This window comes from Novosphingobium sp. G106 (genome assembly GCF_019075875.1).
Classification (GTDB): domain Bacteria; phylum Pseudomonadota; class Alphaproteobacteria; order Sphingomonadales; family Sphingomonadaceae; genus Novosphingobium.
This window is the reverse complement of the sequence record NZ_JAHOOZ010000003.1, coordinates 39,355-55,479: the sequence shown is the minus strand read 5'-3', so window position 1 is coordinate 55,479 and position 16,125 is coordinate 39,355. Positions and strand designations below refer to the sequence as shown.

At 61.8% G+C, this 16,125-nt stretch carries 18 protein-coding genes; 9 read left to right on the top strand and 9 right to left on the bottom strand.

What is annotated here, in order from left to right; all coding sequences use genetic code 11:
* The first annotated feature begins 88 nt into the window (after positions 1-88).
* Genes KRR38_RS32300 through KRR38_RS32285 form a run of 4 tightly spaced genes read left to right on the top strand, consistent with a single transcriptional unit; the run spans position 89 to position 5,987 of the window.
* Entirely contained in the window at positions 89-406 is a 318-nt protein-coding gene (locus tag KRR38_RS32300) for a hypothetical protein (RefSeq protein ID WP_217407919.1), read from the top strand.
* Positions 407-450: 44 nt separating this feature from the next.
* Positions 451-1,908 (top strand): TolC family protein, encoded by a 1,458-nt coding sequence (locus tag KRR38_RS32295; RefSeq protein ID WP_217407918.1) that lies wholly within the window; start codon positions 451-453, stop codon positions 1,906-1,908.
* Positions 1,905-2,909, top strand: a complete 1,005-nt coding sequence (locus KRR38_RS32290; protein ID WP_217407917.1) for a hypothetical protein — start codon at positions 1,905-1,907, stop codon at positions 2,907-2,909. Before KRR38_RS32295 ends, KRR38_RS32290 begins: the two co-directional genes overlap by 4 nt.
* Before the next feature lie 3 nt (positions 2,910-2,912).
* Positions 2,913-5,987 (top strand): efflux RND transporter permease subunit, encoded by a 3,075-nt coding sequence (locus KRR38_RS32285; protein WP_217407916.1) that lies wholly within the window; start codon positions 2,913-2,915, stop codon positions 5,985-5,987.
* 59 nt (positions 5,988-6,046) lie between these two features.
* Here KRR38_RS32285 and KRR38_RS32280 read toward each other — a convergent pair whose 3' ends face one another.
* Both KRR38_RS32280 and KRR38_RS38030 read right to left on the bottom strand, forming a co-directional pair.
* Positions 6,047-6,232: a hypothetical protein gene (locus tag KRR38_RS32280; protein WP_217407915.1), complete on the bottom strand. Its 186-nt coding sequence runs from the start codon at positions 6,230-6,232 to the stop codon at positions 6,047-6,049.
* 17 nt (positions 6,233-6,249) lie between these two features.
* Positions 6,250-6,477: a PepSY domain-containing protein gene (locus KRR38_RS38030; protein WP_375293490.1), complete on the bottom strand. Its 228-nt coding sequence runs from the start codon at positions 6,475-6,477 to the stop codon at positions 6,250-6,252.
* 578 nt (positions 6,478-7,055) lie between these two features.
* Between KRR38_RS38030 and KRR38_RS32275 the strand changes: the two genes are divergently transcribed.
* Together KRR38_RS32275 and KRR38_RS32270 are read left to right on the top strand one after the other, a co-directional pair.
* Complete coding sequence (locus KRR38_RS32275; protein ID WP_217407914.1) at positions 7,056-7,760, top strand: TonB-dependent receptor domain-containing protein; 705 nt, start codon at positions 7,056-7,058, stop codon at positions 7,758-7,760.
* 25 nt (positions 7,761-7,785) lie between these two features.
* On the top strand, positions 7,786-8,211 hold the full coding sequence (locus tag KRR38_RS32270; protein WP_217407913.1) for a hypothetical protein: 426 nt from the start codon (positions 7,786-7,788) through the stop codon (positions 8,209-8,211).
* A gap of 207 nt (positions 8,212-8,418) precedes the next feature.
* Here the strand turns inward: KRR38_RS32270 and KRR38_RS32265 are convergent, their stop codons facing one another.
* The 6 genes from KRR38_RS32265 to KRR38_RS32240 form a co-directional block, all read right to left on the bottom strand.
* A complete protein-coding gene (locus tag KRR38_RS32265; RefSeq protein ID WP_217407912.1) occupies positions 8,419-8,862 on the bottom strand; it encodes a glycine zipper 2TM domain-containing protein in 444 nt (147 codons plus the stop codon).
* Positions 8,863-9,094: 232 nt separating this feature from the next.
* Positions 9,095-9,496 carry a hypothetical protein gene (locus KRR38_RS32260; protein WP_254515848.1) on the bottom strand — a complete coding sequence of 134 codons (402 nt, stop codon included), beginning with the start codon at positions 9,494-9,496 and terminating at the stop codon, positions 9,095-9,097.
* Between the two features lie 95 nt (positions 9,497-9,591).
* Positions 9,592-10,419 carry an FAD:protein FMN transferase gene (locus KRR38_RS32255; protein ID WP_217407910.1) on the bottom strand — a complete coding sequence of 276 codons (828 nt, stop codon included), beginning with the start codon at positions 10,417-10,419 and terminating at the stop codon, positions 9,592-9,594.
* A gap of 2 nt (positions 10,420-10,421) precedes the next feature.
* Positions 10,422-10,970: an FMN-binding protein gene (locus tag KRR38_RS32250; RefSeq protein WP_217407909.1), complete on the bottom strand. Its 549-nt coding sequence runs from the start codon at positions 10,968-10,970 to the stop codon at positions 10,422-10,424.
* Between the two features lie 12 nt (positions 10,971-10,982).
* On the bottom strand, positions 10,983-11,903 hold the full coding sequence (locus KRR38_RS32245) for a DUF6662 family protein (protein ID WP_217407908.1): 921 nt from the start codon (positions 11,901-11,903) through the stop codon (positions 10,983-10,985).
* A 68-nt stretch (positions 11,904-11,971) separates the two neighbouring features.
* Positions 11,972-13,300, bottom strand: coding sequence for a porin (locus KRR38_RS32240; RefSeq protein ID WP_217407907.1), 1,329 nt, complete (start codon positions 13,298-13,300; stop codon positions 11,972-11,974).
* Positions 13,301-13,449: 149 nt separating this feature from the next.
* On the opposite strand from KRR38_RS32240, the gene KRR38_RS32235 reads away from it, so the two are divergent.
* The 3 genes from KRR38_RS32235 (at position 13,450) to copD (ending at position 15,521) form a co-directional block, all read left to right on the top strand.
* The gene (locus KRR38_RS32235; RefSeq protein WP_217407906.1) at positions 13,450-13,986 is read left to right on the top strand and encodes a hypothetical protein; all 537 of its coding nucleotides are present in this window, start codon (positions 13,450-13,452) and stop codon (positions 13,984-13,986) included.
* Positions 13,987-14,214: 228 nt separating this feature from the next.
* Positions 14,215-14,610, top strand: coding sequence for a copper homeostasis periplasmic binding protein CopC (gene copC, locus KRR38_RS32230; protein WP_254515847.1), 396 nt, complete (start codon positions 14,215-14,217; stop codon positions 14,608-14,610).
* 26 nt (positions 14,611-14,636) lie between these two features.
* Positions 14,637-15,521 carry a copper homeostasis membrane protein CopD gene (copD, locus tag KRR38_RS32225; RefSeq protein ID WP_309141248.1) on the top strand — a complete coding sequence of 295 codons (885 nt, stop codon included), beginning with the start codon at positions 14,637-14,639 and terminating at the stop codon, positions 15,519-15,521.
* 250 nt (positions 15,522-15,771) lie between these two features.
* Here the strand turns inward: copD and KRR38_RS38025 are convergent, their stop codons facing one another.
* Positions 15,772-15,903, bottom strand: coding sequence for an AlpA family phage regulatory protein (locus tag KRR38_RS38025; RefSeq protein ID WP_375293496.1), 132 nt, complete (start codon positions 15,901-15,903; stop codon positions 15,772-15,774).
* Positions 15,904-16,125 lie beyond the last annotated feature (222 nt).

The window sequence follows — 16,125 nt, the reverse complement described above, 5'->3', positions numbered from 1 at the left end:
TTCACTCTATGCTTATTTCGTGTTCCGTGCGCGCAGCCATCCTCGCCGTCCAAGCGTATTCGACCGATTAGGGTCGTGGCTTCTCGCGTTGGCGGCGATCACGCTGCTGTCTTACCAACCGCTAGACTCGGTGGGGCATGTGGCTGCGGAGGCCTACGAGGCGGGCAACCACAGCATGATTGTGCGGCTGGGTGCGGCATTCGATGTCCTCGACGACACGCTCGATCACGCGCCTGACCGCGACCATGCGCCGACAGCACAACAGCAAGTCATAGTTGGTTTGCCTTGCTGTGCGAAAGCAGAGGCAACGGCGTTTGTGGCCGAAGCGGGCACCTGGGCCATCGCGGATTTCATCCTTCCGCCCAATCAGATTCTGTCAGAGCTGTTTCGACCTCCTCGGGGCTGAACGACGCCGTCACCGGTGTTGTTTCAACCTGAGGAATTCACGCAATGGCACCCTCGTTCGCGGTGCGCGGCAGCTCTGGTGCCGCGCCGACGAAATTCAATAGAGCGCATGCGCGCAGCGTTCTCACCCGCCAGATAACCGGCGTCCTGCTGATACTCGGCCTGGGCAGCTGCGTAAGCTATGCGCCTGCCCCGAAGCCGCTGGGAGAGATCGCCGACCAGTTCGCGACGCGTAGCGCGTCGTGGACGGCTGCAGTGCAGACCTGCCAGCGACTGGCGCCGTCGGCACCCTGCGACCCCACTCGACCAGATCGGCTCCTGCTCTTCGCGCTGCTGATCGAGAACAATCCGGATGTCGCCGCAGCCCGCGCCCATCTTCACAGCGTCGAAGCCGCCGCCGTGGCCGCGCGAGCTCCGGCAGGGCCGACGCTCACGCTGTCGACCGAATATGCCAAGGCCTCGTCGGACCCGTCGCCCTGGCTGTTTGGCGCGGCGCTCGACATTCCACTCGATACCGGCGGTCGACGCACGGCGCGGATCGACAGTGCGGACCTTGCAGTCAATATAGCGCGCTACGAACTGGCCGAAGCGATCTGGTCCGCGCGGATGGGACTGGTGCGCGCGCTCGACGAAGTCTCGACCGCGATGGGTCAATTGACATTGGCAAGCAACCTCATTGCGCTGCAGGAACGCCGGATGCAGGCGATGGATCGCAGGGTAAGTGCAGGCGAAGCCTCGCGCGCAGAGTTGGAGCGCGCCCGCAGCGACCTTGCAGATGCCCGCCGCCGCGATGCGGCCGCCACAGCCATGCGCGAAGCTGGCAAGGTGCAGGTGGCCAAGGCATTAGGCCTTGCTGCGGCCAATCTGCCCGCAAGCCTGCCCGATGGCGGCGCGTTTGGAGCGGACGTTCACGTCTTGCTGCCAACTGCACAGCAACGCAGTCGAGCCCTGCTGGCGCGTGCCGACCTGCTCAAGACGATGATCACCTACGACCAGGCCGAAGCCAACCTTCGTGGGGAGGTAGCCAAGCAATACCCGGCGATCAGCGTGGGGCCTGGCTTCACTTGGGAGCGGGGGCTGGTAAAACTGCCATTCAATGTCGGGCTGGTGCTGCCACCACTCGATCTCAACCGGCGCAATATCCGCGCTGCCGAAGCGCGGCGCAGCGAGGCCGGGGTCGCGCTCGAGGCGGCCTATGCCTCCGCCGTGGGCAGCGTCGATGTGGCTTATGCGGAGATCACCGCGGCGCGGCGCGCGCTGGCCGATGTCCGCAAGCTCGACTTGCCGATCGCGCAGCGGCTCGCCGTGCAGGCCGATCGGGAGATCGCGGCGGGGGCGATTGATCGGACCGACTGGGCGGTAGCGCAGGCCGGGCTGCTGATCGCCCGGCTGGCCGAAGTCGACGCTATCACCCGGGTGGTGGTGGCGAATGCCGCGCTCGAAGACGCTTTGCGCCGCCCCTTGAGCGGCCCTGAAACCTGGATTGAAGGAAATTCACGATGAGCCGTTTGCAAGGACCGGCCTGGGCGCTGGGCGGCGCGAGCGTGCTCGCTTTGACGCTCTATGCCGCAGGCTTGCTCGGGCAGGGTACGAGCCCAAAGCCCGTAACGATTGAACCGGCAGGGCGGCAGGCTACCGCAGGCGAGTCGGTTGGCGTGATTGCGATCGATGCCGACACACAGCGCCGCCTTGGGATAGTCGTCGCTCCGCTGACCTCGTCGAGCGATGCTACGACGCTTGATGGCTTCGCCAAAGGCCTCGATGCCGCGCCGCTCGCGGCGATCATTGCCGAGATCGATACTGCTGAGTCAGCAGCAGCAACTTCCACCGCGGAAGCGAGGCGCCTCGAAGCCCTTAATCGTCAAGATGTCAGCGCGTCGCGCCGATCGGTCGAAGCGGCGCGCGCACAGGCACAAGGAGATATGGCTCGCGTGCGTCTCGCGCACCAACGCATCGGGATCGAATTCGGGCCGGGGCTCCTGCGCCTTGGTAACGCGCAGGTTCGACAGCTTGCCGGCGCAATCGCGCACGGAGAAGCAGCGCTAGTTCGTATTGACATTCCCAGTGCCAATCTTGCTCCCGGCACCACAGTCAGTGTAGCGGCAGGCCCCGCAACTAGCATGGTCCGGGTGCTGGGACCGGCGGGCGCTGCCGATGCGAGGCTACAGAGCGCCGGCGTGCTGGCGGTGCTGCGTGGGCCGATCGCACGCCAGTCGCTAACCGGGCGGGTCCTGACCGCAAGAATCGCCGCCGGCCCGGCCCGCGCCGGGCTGCTGGTCCCGCACGATGCCATCGTTCGCTTTCAGGGCCAGATGTGGGTCTACCGCCAGACCGCGAAGGGCTTTTTCCGGGTCGCCCTCAGCGACCCAGTGAGCGTGCCCGATGGCTGGCTGATCCGCGACGGGCTTGCTCTGGGGGACCGCATCGCCGTGCGCGGCGGTGCAGGCCTGCTTGCGATCGACCTTGGCGGTTCCGGCCAGGGCCAATCGGCCGAGGAGGACTGAGCCATGCTCGATGGTCTGGTTCGCTGGTGCCTGCTCTACCCCTGGATGGTGGTATGCGCGGGGCTTCTCCTGCTGGTCTTCGGCGTCGTAGTAGTAGAGCGGGCCAGCTACGATGTTTTTCCAGAGTTCGTTCCCGCGCAGGTCACGGTACAAACCGAGGCCCCTGGACTCGTTGCGGAACAAGTCGAGGCGCTGGTCACTCGGCCGCTCGAAAACGCGATAAACGGTGCCAATGGAGTCGAAGCGGTGCGCTCGGATTCGGCGCAAGGGCTCTCGGTGATCCGCGTCATCTTCAGCGAAGGCTCGGATCCGCTGCGCGCGCGACAGGTGATCGCCGAGGCGCTGGCAGGCACGACCGGCTCGCTACCCACAGGGGTGGCAGCGCCAAGGCTTTCGCCCCTCACCTCCTCGACCATGGACCTCATCAAGATCGGCTTGGTCAGCGACAAACTCGATCCACGTCAGTTGCGCGCATTCGCCGACTGGACCGTGCGCCCGCGCCTTCTGGCGACACGAGGCGTCGCCGGGGCCACAGTCTATGGTTCGGCGGGATCGCGCTTCGAGGTGCGACTTCGTCCGGCCGAGCTTGCTGCCCGCCAAGTCTCACTTGCTGAAGTCTCCAACGCCATCGCTGCGCTGACCGCGGTACGCGGCGGCGGCTTCACTGAGACAGCCAATCAGCGCATTCTCGTTCGCCCGACAAACGGCATGATCGACGCGTCAACGCTGGGCTCCGCGCTGATCCCGGCCGGCAGCGGCGGTTCGATCGCTTTGCGCGACCTTGCCGACGTAACACTCGCCGCCGGACCGCAGTTCGGCGATGCGCTTGTGATGGGGCGGCCCGGCGTCCTCGTTTCTCTGTCGAGCCAATACGGCGCCAACACGCTCGAAGCGACCCGCGCGGTCGAGGCAACCCTTGCCGACATGAAACCCGTGTTCGCGGCACAGGGCATTCGGGTCTACCCGGCGTTGCACCGCCCGGCGAACTTCATTGAGACCGCGCTCCACGGAATGTCGATCGATCTCCTGATTGGCGCGGCCATGATCGGGCTGGTACTGTTCGCCTTTCTGCGCAACCTAAGGGTCGCGCTGATCGCCTTCGTTTCGATCCCGCTGTCGCTGCTCGCCGCGCTGATTGTGCTCTATGCGATGGACCAGACGATCAACACCATGACTCTGGGCGGCCTAACCGTTGCGCTCGGCGTGGTGGTCGATGACGCGGTGGTCGGCGTAGAGAACATCGTCCGCCGCCTGCGCGGGGCATCGCCGGCCGGACGTCGGGGGATCATATCCGACGCTACGGTCGAAGTGCGCGCGCCGGTCGTCTATGCGACCTACCTGCTCGCCCTGACGATCGCCCCGATTCTTTTCCTTACCGGCTTGCAGGGCGCGTTCTTCGCGCCGCTCGCGCTGTCGTTCCTGCTCGCGGTCCTCGCCTCGCTGGCAGTTGCTGTAACGATCACTCCGGCGCTGGCGCTGCTCTTGCTCGGCAAGACCGAGCCGCATCCCGAACCTACGTTCCTCGTTCGCGCCAAGGATTGGCACCGCCGTCGCCTGGAGGCGATCTGCGGTAAGCCGCATGGCGTTGTGGTGGCGACGCTGGTCACCAGCCTGATCGGGATTGCCGGACTGATGGCCTTCGGCGGCGAACTGCTCCCTGCCTTTCGCGAGGGGCACTACGTGCTCAAGGTCAATGGGCCAGTAGGTGCTTCAATGGGCTGGATGCGCGAGACTGGCACGCACCTGTCGAAGGATCTGCTCGCCATTCCGGAAATCGCAACAGTCGAGCAGCAGATCGGCCGCGCCGAAGCGGGCGAAGACCCGTTCCCGCCGAACCAAACTGAGGTTCATGTCGAGCTAAAGCCCGGCGGCGCGGGCAGCGAGGTTCGCGCAGTCGATGGAATCCGGACGACCCTGGCCAAATATCCGGCGCTACAATCGGCGACCCTGACCTTCCTTGGCGACCGGATTGGCGAATCGCTCAGTGGCGAGACTGCGCAGTTCGCCGTAAGCATTTATGGTCCCGATCTCGACGCACTCGACCATGCGGCCAGCGATATTGCCCGGGCAATTTCTAGTGTCTCGGGCGCGGCCGACGTCAAGGTAAAGTCGCCGCCCGGAACGCCAGTACTGGCAATCGCCCTCGATCCGCGCCGCATGGCTACCTATGGTGTCACCCCAGCGGACGCCAACGATGCAATCGAAATCGCCTTCCAAGGCCATATAGCTGGGGAGGTTGCCGAGGCCGACCGCGTTACTGACGTCGCGCTCGTCTTGCCGCCCGAACTGCGCCAGGACCCGGAGAGCGTCGCGCGCCTGCTCGTCAGGTCGGGAGACGGTTCGACCGTGCGCTTGTCGGACATAGCCTCGATCACGCTTGAAGAGGGACGTAGCACGATTGCCCGTGAGGGTGGACAGCGCCGCCAAGTCGTCACTGCCAATCCGACTCGCAAGGATGCCGCCGGTTTCGCCCGGGACGCCCGAGCCGCAATTGCCGCCAAGGTCAAGCTGCCGCCCGGCGTGTCGCTGTCATTCTCGGGGGTTGCCGAGGGACAGAAGGCCGCAACCCGGCAGATTGCGTTCAATGTTGCGATCGCGGGAATCGGCATCGTTGCTCTGCTCATTCTGGCTTTTGGCGGATGGCGACCGGCACTTCTCATTCTGGCGGGGACGCCGTTCGCTCTGGTCGGCGGCGTAGCCGCGATCGGGATGAGCGGCGGCGTACTCTCACTCGGTGCGCTGGTGGGGTTCGTCACCCTGTTTGGCATTGCCGCGCGCAATGCCATCCTACTGGTATCGCACGTCGATCAGTTGGTCGAAGAGGAAGGGATGGAGTTCGGGATTTTAGCAGTTCTTCGCGCGACCGAGGAGCGCGTGACGCCGATCCTCATGACCGCGCTCGTCACCGCGCTTGGTCTGCTGCCCCTAGCGCTGGAGAGCGGCCAGGCGGGCCGCGAAGTCCAGGGACCGATGGCGCTGGTCATTCTCGGCGGCCTAATCACCTCGACCATCATGAGCTTGCTATTTCTGCCGGCGCTAGTCCTACAGTATCGGCGCGGCAATTCGCGCGAGAAGTAGGGCAGCTGTGGATCGCAATCTGATCCTAATTATCGCTGCGGGAAACCGCTTATGTTCCGCTAGACGCCCACCGGGTCGACATCGAGGGCGAAATCCGCGAGCCAGCCGAACATCCAGTGAAGCCCGGATGACGGATCTGCACGTCTGGCGGTCGGCCCCGGAGGCACGTGGCGATAGTTTCGCTGCGCGGCGACGAACGAGATGAGGTTCGGTCGCGGCTGACCGATGTTCACGAGATTGCCCACCTGACAATCGAACAGTCCTAAGCCGCAAATCCAGTGTTGATCGGATTAGATGCCTCGCAGGCCTTGATCGATTTGTTGATGCGACGCCGGCGAAGCCAAGCCCAGAGTCCAGTGGCATAGAGGAGGGGCAGAGACAGGCCTGCGAGAGCTACCAGTATGCGTCCGGGAAGCCCGGCGGCCTCCCCCGCTGTGCACAGGAAAGGCGCTGTCCAGTATCCTGTTGGCCAAAGGCCCGTTTGCCGCATCGTAGGTGGAAAGGATCCTGCCGCTTCCCGCTTCGAGCACTACAAAGCTGCTGCCAGACCAGGTTCGCCACTCCCCGGGACGCCGGAGGCGCACTTGATAGACCGGGGATTTGGGGCTCGGCAGGCTGACCGAAGTCAGTGACGCATCGGGAAGCGCATTGATTGCCAGCGCCAGCGCCCGGTCCGCACCGATGGTCTTTTCCAGCAACGGAACCGGTTTTGGCCAGAAAGGGGGCTGATAACCGGCATGGCGCTGCGCCCAGGCGCGCAGCGGCTTTCCGAAGTCCATCATTGCCCCGCTGACTGCCGAGAGCGCGAGCGCAATGGGTTTACCACAGTCGATCTCTACAACCCGGTCCTGCCTGTCGTGGCAGTCGACCTCGGCGGTACACCGGCAACGCACAACGAGGGCCAGTTCAAGAACGAGGGGCTCTATGTTCAGGACCTGATCGACTTCGGTTCCGGCTTCAAGGCACTGGTGGGACTACGCAGAGACTGGTTCGATCAGCGCACGATCCAGCGCCTCGCCTTGCCCAACCTGTACCGCAAGGACGCGGTGTGGAGCCCCCCGCGCGGGCATGGTCTTCCAGCCCGACGACAAGCAGAGCTACTATGTCTCGTGGAGCCGCTCCTTCCAACCATCGGGCGAAGGCTTTGCCCTTGCGGCGAACAACGCCGGCATCGAGCCCGAGAAGACCACCAACAAGGAAATCGGCGCCAAGTACACCCTGCTCGGCGGGCGATTGAATGCAACGATGTCGCTGTTCGAACTCGAGCGGACCGGGATCAAGTCGGCCGCGCCCGGCTCGACGGTGCTGATCCCGATCGGCACGCAGCGTACGCGCGGCCTCGAGCTTTCGGCGAACCTGGACCTCGCCTCCGGCTGGCGCGCGATCGCCGGCTACTCCTATCTCGACGCACGGATAACGCGCTCGTTGGCCGTTGAGAGCGGCCAGGCGGTCGAAGGCAAGCGGGCGACGCTCACACCCCTGCATAGCGCCAACCTGTTCGTCAGCAAGGATTTCGCCGATAGCTTCGGGATCGGCCTCGGCGGCAACTACGGCGGCGATCGGTTTGCCAACCCCGGCAATACTGTGACGCTACCCGCCTTTGTGACCGTGGACGCGCTGGCTTGGGTAAAACTGGGCCCGGCTCGCCTCCAGCTCAACGCCTATAATCTGTTCGACAAGCGCTACATCGTATCCGGACACGGCACCTCTCCGCTGCTGAACCTCCCCGGCGCTCCGCGCACCGTCATCGCGACCGTGCGCTTCGACCTCTGACCCCTGCCCACTGGAGACCGCAATTATGTACGCTGTTGTTGACCGACCGGTGTCTGAACTAAGCCACGAAGGCCAATTGCTCATCTGGGCGATGCGCAGTTGGGTCGTGTCGGTCGGGAAGAAAGCATGTCCCGGCACGGGGATCGGCAAGGTCTTTGCCGGGCGGAACATGATTGCGGCGCTTCAACCCTTTCTTCGGATGATGGCGTTGTTCAACCGCGGAGGGCTCGAAAACTTTGAGTTCTGCCAGCTTACCTGCAACCATGTATCTGAACACGAGGCAATTTTTCTCCAGCTGGTCAGCGATGCCCGCAGCAATGAAGCCCTGATCGTCCGGCACACCCTGTCCATGCTGGTCGAAGAAGAGTTCGTCGGCGATCTGTTCGAAGCAATTGTGACGCTTAGCGGAGCTTTGGGCCGCGCTTCGGAAGCTCCGTATTTGAATCGTTGACCCTGCCTGGCCGAGGTTTGAGTGCAAAGTCGGGGCGTGGCTCGGCTGGCCTAAGACTACCAATTGATCCGCCCTATTCCGGGCAGTGATTGAAACGGCCGGCCCTTCGACACCGACATCGCTTGCGAAGACGAAGAACCGCTGCCCTGCCTTGCAGGGGCGACGTGAATTTGCTTTCGCCCCTACCAGTCAAATGGGCGGCATACCTCAACAGCGGTGCTTACGATCTATCTCGTGCCCGATGACCGCACCTCCGCCGGCGCCAAGGATCGTGCCGACGGCGCGGTCGCCATTACGATCCAGGCCGCGACCGAGCAGGGCCCCGAGCGCGCCGCCGACGATCGCCCCGGTCGTTCCACTCGTGCGACAATCACCGCGGTAATAGCGGTTATCACGGTAACGTCGATCGTAGCGCGGACTGGCTTCATAATAATAGGATCGGCTGTACCGAACCGGCTCCTGGTAATCATATTCGTCGCGATAGCGACGATGTTCGCGCCAGTCATCGTTGTCGTCATCGTCGTCAGATTCGTACGAATAAGAATGAGATTCCCGTACGACGCGTTCGTGGGCAAAGGCGGCAGTCGGGATGGATGCGAAGGCGCTCAATCCGGCAATGCCCGCCAATAATCCGCTCACAATCCGCCTCATGTTCCATCCCTTTCTATGTCGTTCGATGACCAATGCACGCTGGCAGGAATGCATTGGCCCGCGCCTGAACACGCGCGACAGCAACCGTTCAGGTCATCCGTCAACAGCAACCTATCGCCTCAAAGGACGCCAGGTTCAGGCATCATGGCGCCTGTCGTATATCGCAGATCGGCGAGCACGCCTCTTTATGCACTGACTGAACCGTATCGGGGATTTGGCGCGGACGGAAAACCTATCGAGCTGTCTGCTCTACGCCCGCTGCCCCCGGTCTTTTTGGTCGCGTCCGCCGGCGCCGCACGAGCAGGCCATTGAGATAATGCCACAGGAAGATAGCGGGCAGCATGATACCCAGCCCCCAATGCGCAAGGCTAGTCCATGCGCGCAGCGCTTCGTCTCCGACGTAGTAGAGCATGTAACCGCTCGCAATCAGGACGGATAAGACGGCTCCTAGAGCGATGCCCGCGACACGCTGATGCACGTGATCCCAACCCTTAGGGATGTGTGCGACGAACATGCCGCCTATGCCAAGGAGCGCGGGGATCAGGACCAAGCCGTGGAGCTTCATCATCCACGGTTCAAGCGGGTTTGTTTCCGGGCCGAATTCTCCCTGCTGCTGGCCGAAATAATGCAGCAACAGCCAGATCCCTCCGCTGAGCCACAAGCCCGCTCCGCTAAGGCAGAGGAGCCAGATTTGCCAATTCGCTAGCCGAGCCGTGCGGCGATGGGCCGTCATGCTGCCCATCCCATACAGGGTTCCGCCAGGATCTTTCCGGCATAATGCTTCATCATTCCTTCTGCAGCGTCAGGGGCAGCGATCGCCACCTTGGTCAAGGCGTCGGCGAATACGCAGCGCTCGGAAATAACGCTGACCCGGCCCGGTATCGCTATCGGTAAGCGGTCGGCACCAATGTGCGGCGTTTGAAGCCGGCCAAATCTCTTGCGACGGTTACCGAAATTCGAAGAACTGGCTATGGCGCAATCGGCTAGGGCAATCGAGGTCCGCACAGCACCGTCGCCGTCGCGCAGCCCGACTGTCCATTTGCGCACACCGAACATCCGCAAATCGCCACCTGCATTTACGAGACCTTCGGTGACGCTTGCCGCCTGCAATGCCTCGATCGCCTGATCGACGGCGAACCCTTTGGCGATCCCGCCAAGATCGATCAGCATGGGCTTGTGACAACGAACTCTATAGTCATCGACGATCTCGATGTCTGCCGAAGTGCCCTGATGGCGAGACCATATCGAACCTTCCGGCTGAGGCAGGAATCCAGAGCGCACCAGTTCCCTGCCAATTGTCACATCGAAAAGTCCGTTCGAATCCCGATAGAAATCGAGAGCGATGCGCAGCACCTCCACGGTCTCGGGTGCCACCTCGACGGTCATGCCAGGGTGCGCCTTCCTGAGCAGCGCCAGGTCGCTGTCGTCGGCATGAAAGGACATGCGCGCATGGATTGTCGCAATCACCGCGAATGCGCCGTCCACCGCTCCTGCTGCAGCTTCTGGAACGGTGATCTCAACGAGCGTGCCGAGCAGCGGCTTGCAGCGGGTAAGCAAGCTTACCTCGCCTGGGCCAAGGCGACGGCGTGAATAGCGAGCAGGCGCTTCACTCCGTCAGTGACGTTGCGTGACGACAGAGTGGCGCCGGAAATGTTCGGGATGTCCTGGTTGAGCTTGAACTTGTCGCGCACCGTCTTTCCCCGGAACAGGTTGCGCCACCGTGCGTCGCGCACCTGCCCGCCCTTGCTCTCGCGATAGCTCAGGATTTCAATGCCCAGCACGTGGCCGTCGGAAGAGATGCCCGTGGCATAGGTGATATATTCGTGCTTGCCGATCACCTCGTCGACGATCACCCAGCCCGCAAGTCTGCCGCCGACGGTAGCACGCCATATGCGCGGCTGGGCTGTACGCTGAGGCACTCCGGAGATCTGACGGATCTGCGCAAGCTGTGCCGGGGACAGTGTAACCGGGAATGCCGCGAATCCATCGGCTTGCGGGACAAGGATGTGCTGTGCCTCGGCCACCGTCAGGTAGTCGGCGGCGAAAGCGCTCGATGAGGCGGCAATCGCCGGAATGCTGAAAAGGGTAGCCCAGTTGAAGCGTGTCATGACGGATTCCTGTCAGAAGTTCATGCCAAGCTTAAGTCGAAACTCGTTCTTGGTCTTCTCGATCAGGTGCAGATTGATGTCGGTCTGCCCGGTGTAACGCTCGCCGCCGCCCTTGATCTGCGGAAACCAGGTGAGCGTGGCCCAGAACTTCTCGCCGCCATAATGAATCGTCGGGCCGGCGAACAGCGACCAGCGCTCCTGGCCAACTTCAGTCTCATATTCCGAGGTATATTGCGTCTCGGCACCGATGAACCAGTTGGGGGCGACACGATAGGTCAGGCCGGTGCCGGCGCTTAGCTCGATTTCCATCTCCGGAGTGGTTGGCCAGTCGAAATCGGCTGGCAGATTGGCGATTGGTGCCCGCTTTTCATGCCCAGCCTTGAGACCGAGGTTGCCGACCCAGACGATCTGCCCCTGACGGAAATACTTCTGCGCGGCGAGAACGACCTTACCTTCGTACTCTGTCTTGCGCTGGCCGCTATGCGGATCGAGCCGCTTCCACTCGACCGAGGTGATGACGGCGAGTCCGAAATTGTCGAGCGCGGGACTGAGCACGTTGAACTTCGATTTCAGCTCCAGTCCTGAAAAACGTGGCCCCTTGTCGATGGGCGCCGGAAGATAGCCGTCGATCAGCAAACCATGGGTGTCGATCGTGAGGAAGCTAGCGGCGGCCGACACAGTGATCCTGTCGGTGACGCCGTATTCGCCCTCAATCTCGGTATCGATCGCGCGGTAAGTGCCCTGCCCCTTGTCGGAGCGCAGGGTGTTGAACACATAGACCTCGCCAGAGCCTTTCGGGAGGGTCTCGGCGCCCGTGTTATAGCCAAAGAGGTTTTCGTCTGCGTGGGCCACGCCTGGGAGTGCAGTGGCAGTACCCAGTGCCAGGGTGCAAGAAAGCAGGCCGCTGCCATAGCGGCTGAAAAATAGGCGCATATTATATCTATCCCGATTGTTAGAACATGTAGCCCAGACCAAGATTGATCCGGTCGTTGTCCTTGTTTTCAAAGAATTTTTGGTAGTCGACCTTTACCACCACTTCGCGCAGCGGATGGAACGAGAAGCCCGTCGTGAGCACCCGGTCGCGATTGACCGCATCGGCCATGAGCCCCAGCGGCATGCGCGCCTGCGTGTCGAATTTCTCGTAGCGGACGAACGGATCGAGGGTCGCGGTGCCCCCCGAGCGCGAAACTGTAAGCACCCTGAACATACCAGCCGTAGAAGGCTGAAGGAGCGACCGGCAGTTCGGTGCCATTGGCGTCATTGAAATTTTCCACCACAGCGCCGAGCGCTGCCGAATGGCTGATCGTGCCCCGCGCGTAGAGCGCCTGAAGGTCGAGACCCCGATGCTGCCAACGACCGTGAACGTCCCACAGAGTGACGCGGGAGGTAATGCCCGAGAAATCCGGCAGGCTGTGGTCGCCCTTGAAGTCGGCGTTGTTGTGGGTGGCGTTGCCGGTGAAAACCGCGCCGCCGATCAGCAAGCCGGGTATGCCCTGATATTCCAGTGAGCCGTAAAACGAGAGGCTTGAAGCCTTCGCGAGCTGGAGTTCCTGGTGTGACCCTGCCAGCGGCGCGCCGGGATCATCAAATTTGGCGACATTAAAGCCGGTCGTGACCCCGACATCGTAGCTGAGGCCAAACGGTGTGCTGCCATAGAGACCGGTCCCGCCTTCTCGCCACGTCGAGGGGATGATGCGGGTTTCAACTTCGTTGCGCTCGACGCCATAGAACACGGGCGGCTCGTGATTGCGGTTGAGAAATCCGAACGGCATCAGGAATAGACCTGCCTTGAGGTTCGCTGCCTGGCTGAAAGAGTAGTCGAGGTAGGCCTGCTCGATTGCGACTTCGCCCTGGTCGCCCGAACTGGCAACCGCATGTTCGACCTCGATTTCGCTGTTGAAGCTGAGTTTGTCGCTGAAGCGATGGCCGACAAACAGCACCAGTCGCTTGAGGTCAGCCTGATTGCGGCTGCTGTCCTTGAGATAGCCGTTGTAGGTGATCTCGCCATAACCGCCGATCGTCGTTTCCCCGCCGCTGCCCCTGCCGGCACCAACGGTGTTGGCAGCGACTGCCGTGGGCGATGCAGTCGTTCCTGAGGCACTGCTCGTAGATTCCGCCAAGGCCACAGGAGGAGTGGTTGGAGCCGTAGCGGTCTGCAAACGGGCCTCGACTAGTTCCAGGCGCGCAGCCTGTGCCGCGAGCTGCTCTTTTTGCGCCGCGATCTGCGCTTTCAGCAATGCGACTTCTGCTTCAAGGGAAGACTGTTCGGCAAGTGCCGGTGTCGCGGTCGACAGCGCTGTCGCCGCCAGAAGCAGCCCAATTTTTTTCATGTACCCCCCGAATCAGATGCCAGTTTGTTGCTGCAATGTTGCTACTACATATGCGAATGGTTCGCAATAGCAATTTGTTCGATGGGTGATCGGTCTGCGATGACGTTCACCCGCCTCCGGTCGGTGTCCACTGGATTCTGCACTCCGAATTGGCCTACCCGACGCCCATCACAGACCGTCAGCGTTGGCGGGCCTCGCCCCGCCTGCCGGAGATGAACGCCAATCATCTCCTCCATTCAGCCACCATGCAGAGCAATTGTATCAAACAGTCGCAGGGGCTTAGTTGGAAGGAGCGCATGGTGAAAAGAAATCTGATACCCCTTGTCGGAGCGGCCGCATTTGCGGCGATGGCACCGACTGCGGCATTCGCGCAAAGCAGCTGGTCGATCTCGATCGGCTCAGGCGGCGGCTATTATGACACCCCCTATTACAGCAGCCATTCACGCCACGATGATGAGCATGAAGAGCTCGATGCCGAGCACGGCGACGTTCATGATCAGCTCGACGAAGAGCATGCCGAAGCACACGAGCAGGGTTTGACGCCCTGGGAGCATGCACAATTGCATCGGCAATTGCGATACGAGCACCGATATGCGCACGATCAACTCGATCGAGAACATGACGGGTGGCACCGCCGCGAGTGGCAGCGCCGTTACTACCCGCGCTACAGTTATTATGGCTATTGAAACGCAGAGATGGCGAGCGTCAATGAGGTAAGAGTGCCGCCGCCACTGACGGCAACCAGGGCTGGCATTTGGCTTGACCCGGGTTGGACGAGCAATTCCAACCCGGGTTTGTTGACCCGCCGGAGTAACTTTCCAGCGTGCACCTCGATCCGCCATCTGCGCTTTAACCAACGCACCGCGAGGTACTGAGCCTAATCCAGTTAGACCGGGTTCGCGAGGAGAAGCAGAATGATACAGATCCGAACAGTTGCAGCGTTGCTTGCCGCCATCGCCGTTGCTGCGGCCACTCCAGCCCTGGCACATCCGCGCCTTTGGCGCGCCCTGCCGGCTCAATCAGCAAACACGGGCAATGTCCGCGAGATCAGCCTTACATTCAGCGAGACTTTGATCGCGCCTCTATCCGGCCTCGACTTGGTGATGACCGGCATGCCCACCGCGTCATCATCCAGGAAACACATCGCAATGAAGGTGAGCGGGATCAGGGCTTCCCTTGCCCCGGATCGCAAGACGCTGAGGGCATCCCTCGCCCGCCCGCTTCCGGCCGGCACATACGACGTCAATTGGCATGCGGTTTCGAATGACACGCATCGGGTTTCCGGCAAGGTCTCCTTCACGGTCCGCTAAATATGTCCCTCGAGGCAATCCACTTGGTGCGCGGGGGTCTTTATGTCGATTTAGGCGTGCTGTTCGGCGCCCCAATCTTTGCGACACAATTGGCCTGGCCTCGCGCGTCACCTTTGAAACGGGGCACTCTTGCCTTGCTGGTAGTGGCAGGCCTGTGTTTGAGTCTAATTGGTTTCGCCATGACGGCAGCTGCAATGGCGGGAACAAGTGCCTTCGAAATTGATCCTGATCTTTTTACATCGCTAGTGACTAGCACTGGTGTGGGCTGGGCGTTTCTGGTTCGGATCACCGCGCTCGTCCTAATCTTGACGTCCACCGCAATTCCAGCAGGCCCTAAAACCCCGGCAGCCAAAATTGTCGCGGGTTTTGGGGCAATTGCGATCGCATCACTGGCGTGGTCAGGGCATGCGGCGGCGTCGGACGGCGCTGCTAGCATGGTTCGGTTTTCTGGAGACATTTTCCATCTGCTGGCAGCGTCGGTATGGCTTGGCGCATTGGTGATCCTGCTTCGACAGCTAGCAGCGCTCGCGCCCGATGGGGATATTTTAGGGACCTGGCAAATGCTCGCGAGCTTCGGAAGAGTTGGAACGATTGTCGTGGCTGTAGTGATACTGACGGGGCTATTGAACACTTCTTTCCTGCTCAAGCTTGACGATTTGCCCCTGCTGCCATCGACGCAATATGGACAATTGCTGCTGATCAAACTGACTCTGTTTGGCGGCATGCTCGGCCTTGCCGCACTCAACCGTTTCAGGCTTTCCCCCGCGCTTGCGCGCAATGCCAATGCAGGCAATGGGTCAGCTGCAATTCGCGCGTTGCGCCTGAGCATTGGGCTGGAATTCACTCTGGCCGCCGCGATCCTCGTAATTGTTGGATGGCTTGGGACGCTCGAACCGATGCCCGTTTCTTGAAGTGAAGGACGAACTCGCCCCAAGGAGAATGAAACAGATATCGAGATCATCGGCTTCGCCTTCAGCGCGACGCAGCCAGGACAACGACCCGTGAACGCGCAGCGTCAGCGGAGCCGGAAATTCGCCCCGTAGCCGGCGCTGTTTGCCCTTCAGGCTAACGGGATGAAGAAGATCACCCTGTAAGTATCTGTGGATCATGCCGCAACTTAGACGGTACTGCGTTTGCGAAACGAGCGGGCCATATGCTGATCTAGGTTGACGCGATTCCGCGTATCCAATCGTCGATTTCCGCTTCGACCCACACAGCGCATTTAGGGCCAAGCGATCGCGATTTCGGAAACCTGCCTTCGCTCATCCGCTGATAGATCGCGGAACGCTTCATTCCCACTCGAGCCATGACATCCGGCAAGCGCAGAAGGCGGGCGGGCAGAGGCGCCGCCTCGTTAGAGTGCGGAGAGGTGGCTTCGTTCAAGGGGCGGCGGTCATTCGTCATTCCTGTCTTGGCAAAGCTCGGTCTCCTTCGAGGCTTCGAATCATCTTGGCAACGAGATCGGTATGTCACGGTTGGCAAAGTCGTCGATGTGTTTGGCCAGCATGCGCGCGA

What these genes read in the sequence shown, in the direction of transcription:
- KRR38_RS32295 (WP_217407918.1), top strand. Translation starts at nt 451, where the DNA reads ATGGCACCCTCGTTCGCGGTGCGCGGCAGCTCTGGTGCCGCGCCGACG.
- KRR38_RS32290 (WP_217407917.1), top strand. Translation starts at nt 1,905, where the DNA reads ATGAGCCGTTTGCAAGGACCGGCCTGGGCGCTGGGCGGCGCGAGCGTG.
- KRR38_RS32285 (WP_217407916.1), top strand. Translation starts at nt 2,913, where the DNA reads ATGCTCGATGGTCTGGTTCGCTGGTGCCTGCTCTACCCCTGGATGGTG.
- KRR38_RS38030 (WP_375293490.1), bottom strand. Translation starts at nt 6,477, where the DNA reads ATGCGGCAAACGGGCCTTTGGCCAACAGGATACTGGACAGCGCCTTTC.
- KRR38_RS32275 (WP_217407914.1), top strand. Translation starts at nt 7,056, where the DNA reads ATGGTCTTCCAGCCCGACGACAAGCAGAGCTACTATGTCTCGTGGAGC.
- KRR38_RS32270 (WP_217407913.1), top strand. Translation starts at nt 7,786, where the DNA reads ATGTACGCTGTTGTTGACCGACCGGTGTCTGAACTAAGCCACGAAGGC.
- KRR38_RS32265 (WP_217407912.1), bottom strand. Translation starts at nt 8,862, where the DNA reads ATGAGGCGGATTGTGAGCGGATTATTGGCGGGCATTGCCGGATTGAGC.
- KRR38_RS32250 (WP_217407909.1), bottom strand. Translation starts at nt 10,970, where the DNA reads ATGACACGCTTCAACTGGGCTACCCTTTTCAGCATTCCGGCGATTGCC.
- KRR38_RS32245 (WP_217407908.1), bottom strand. Translation starts at nt 11,903, where the DNA reads ATGCGCCTATTTTTCAGCCGCTATGGCAGCGGCCTGCTTTCTTGCACC.
- KRR38_RS32240 (WP_217407907.1), bottom strand. Translation starts at nt 13,300, where the DNA reads ATGAAAAAAATTGGGCTGCTTCTGGCGGCGACAGCGCTGTCGACCGCG.
- copC (WP_254515847.1), top strand. Translation starts at nt 14,215, where the DNA reads ATGATACAGATCCGAACAGTTGCAGCGTTGCTTGCCGCCATCGCCGTT.
- KRR38_RS38025 (WP_375293496.1), bottom strand. Translation starts at nt 15,903, where the DNA reads ATGAAGCGTTCCGCGATCTATCAGCGGATGAGCGAAGGCAGGTTTCCG.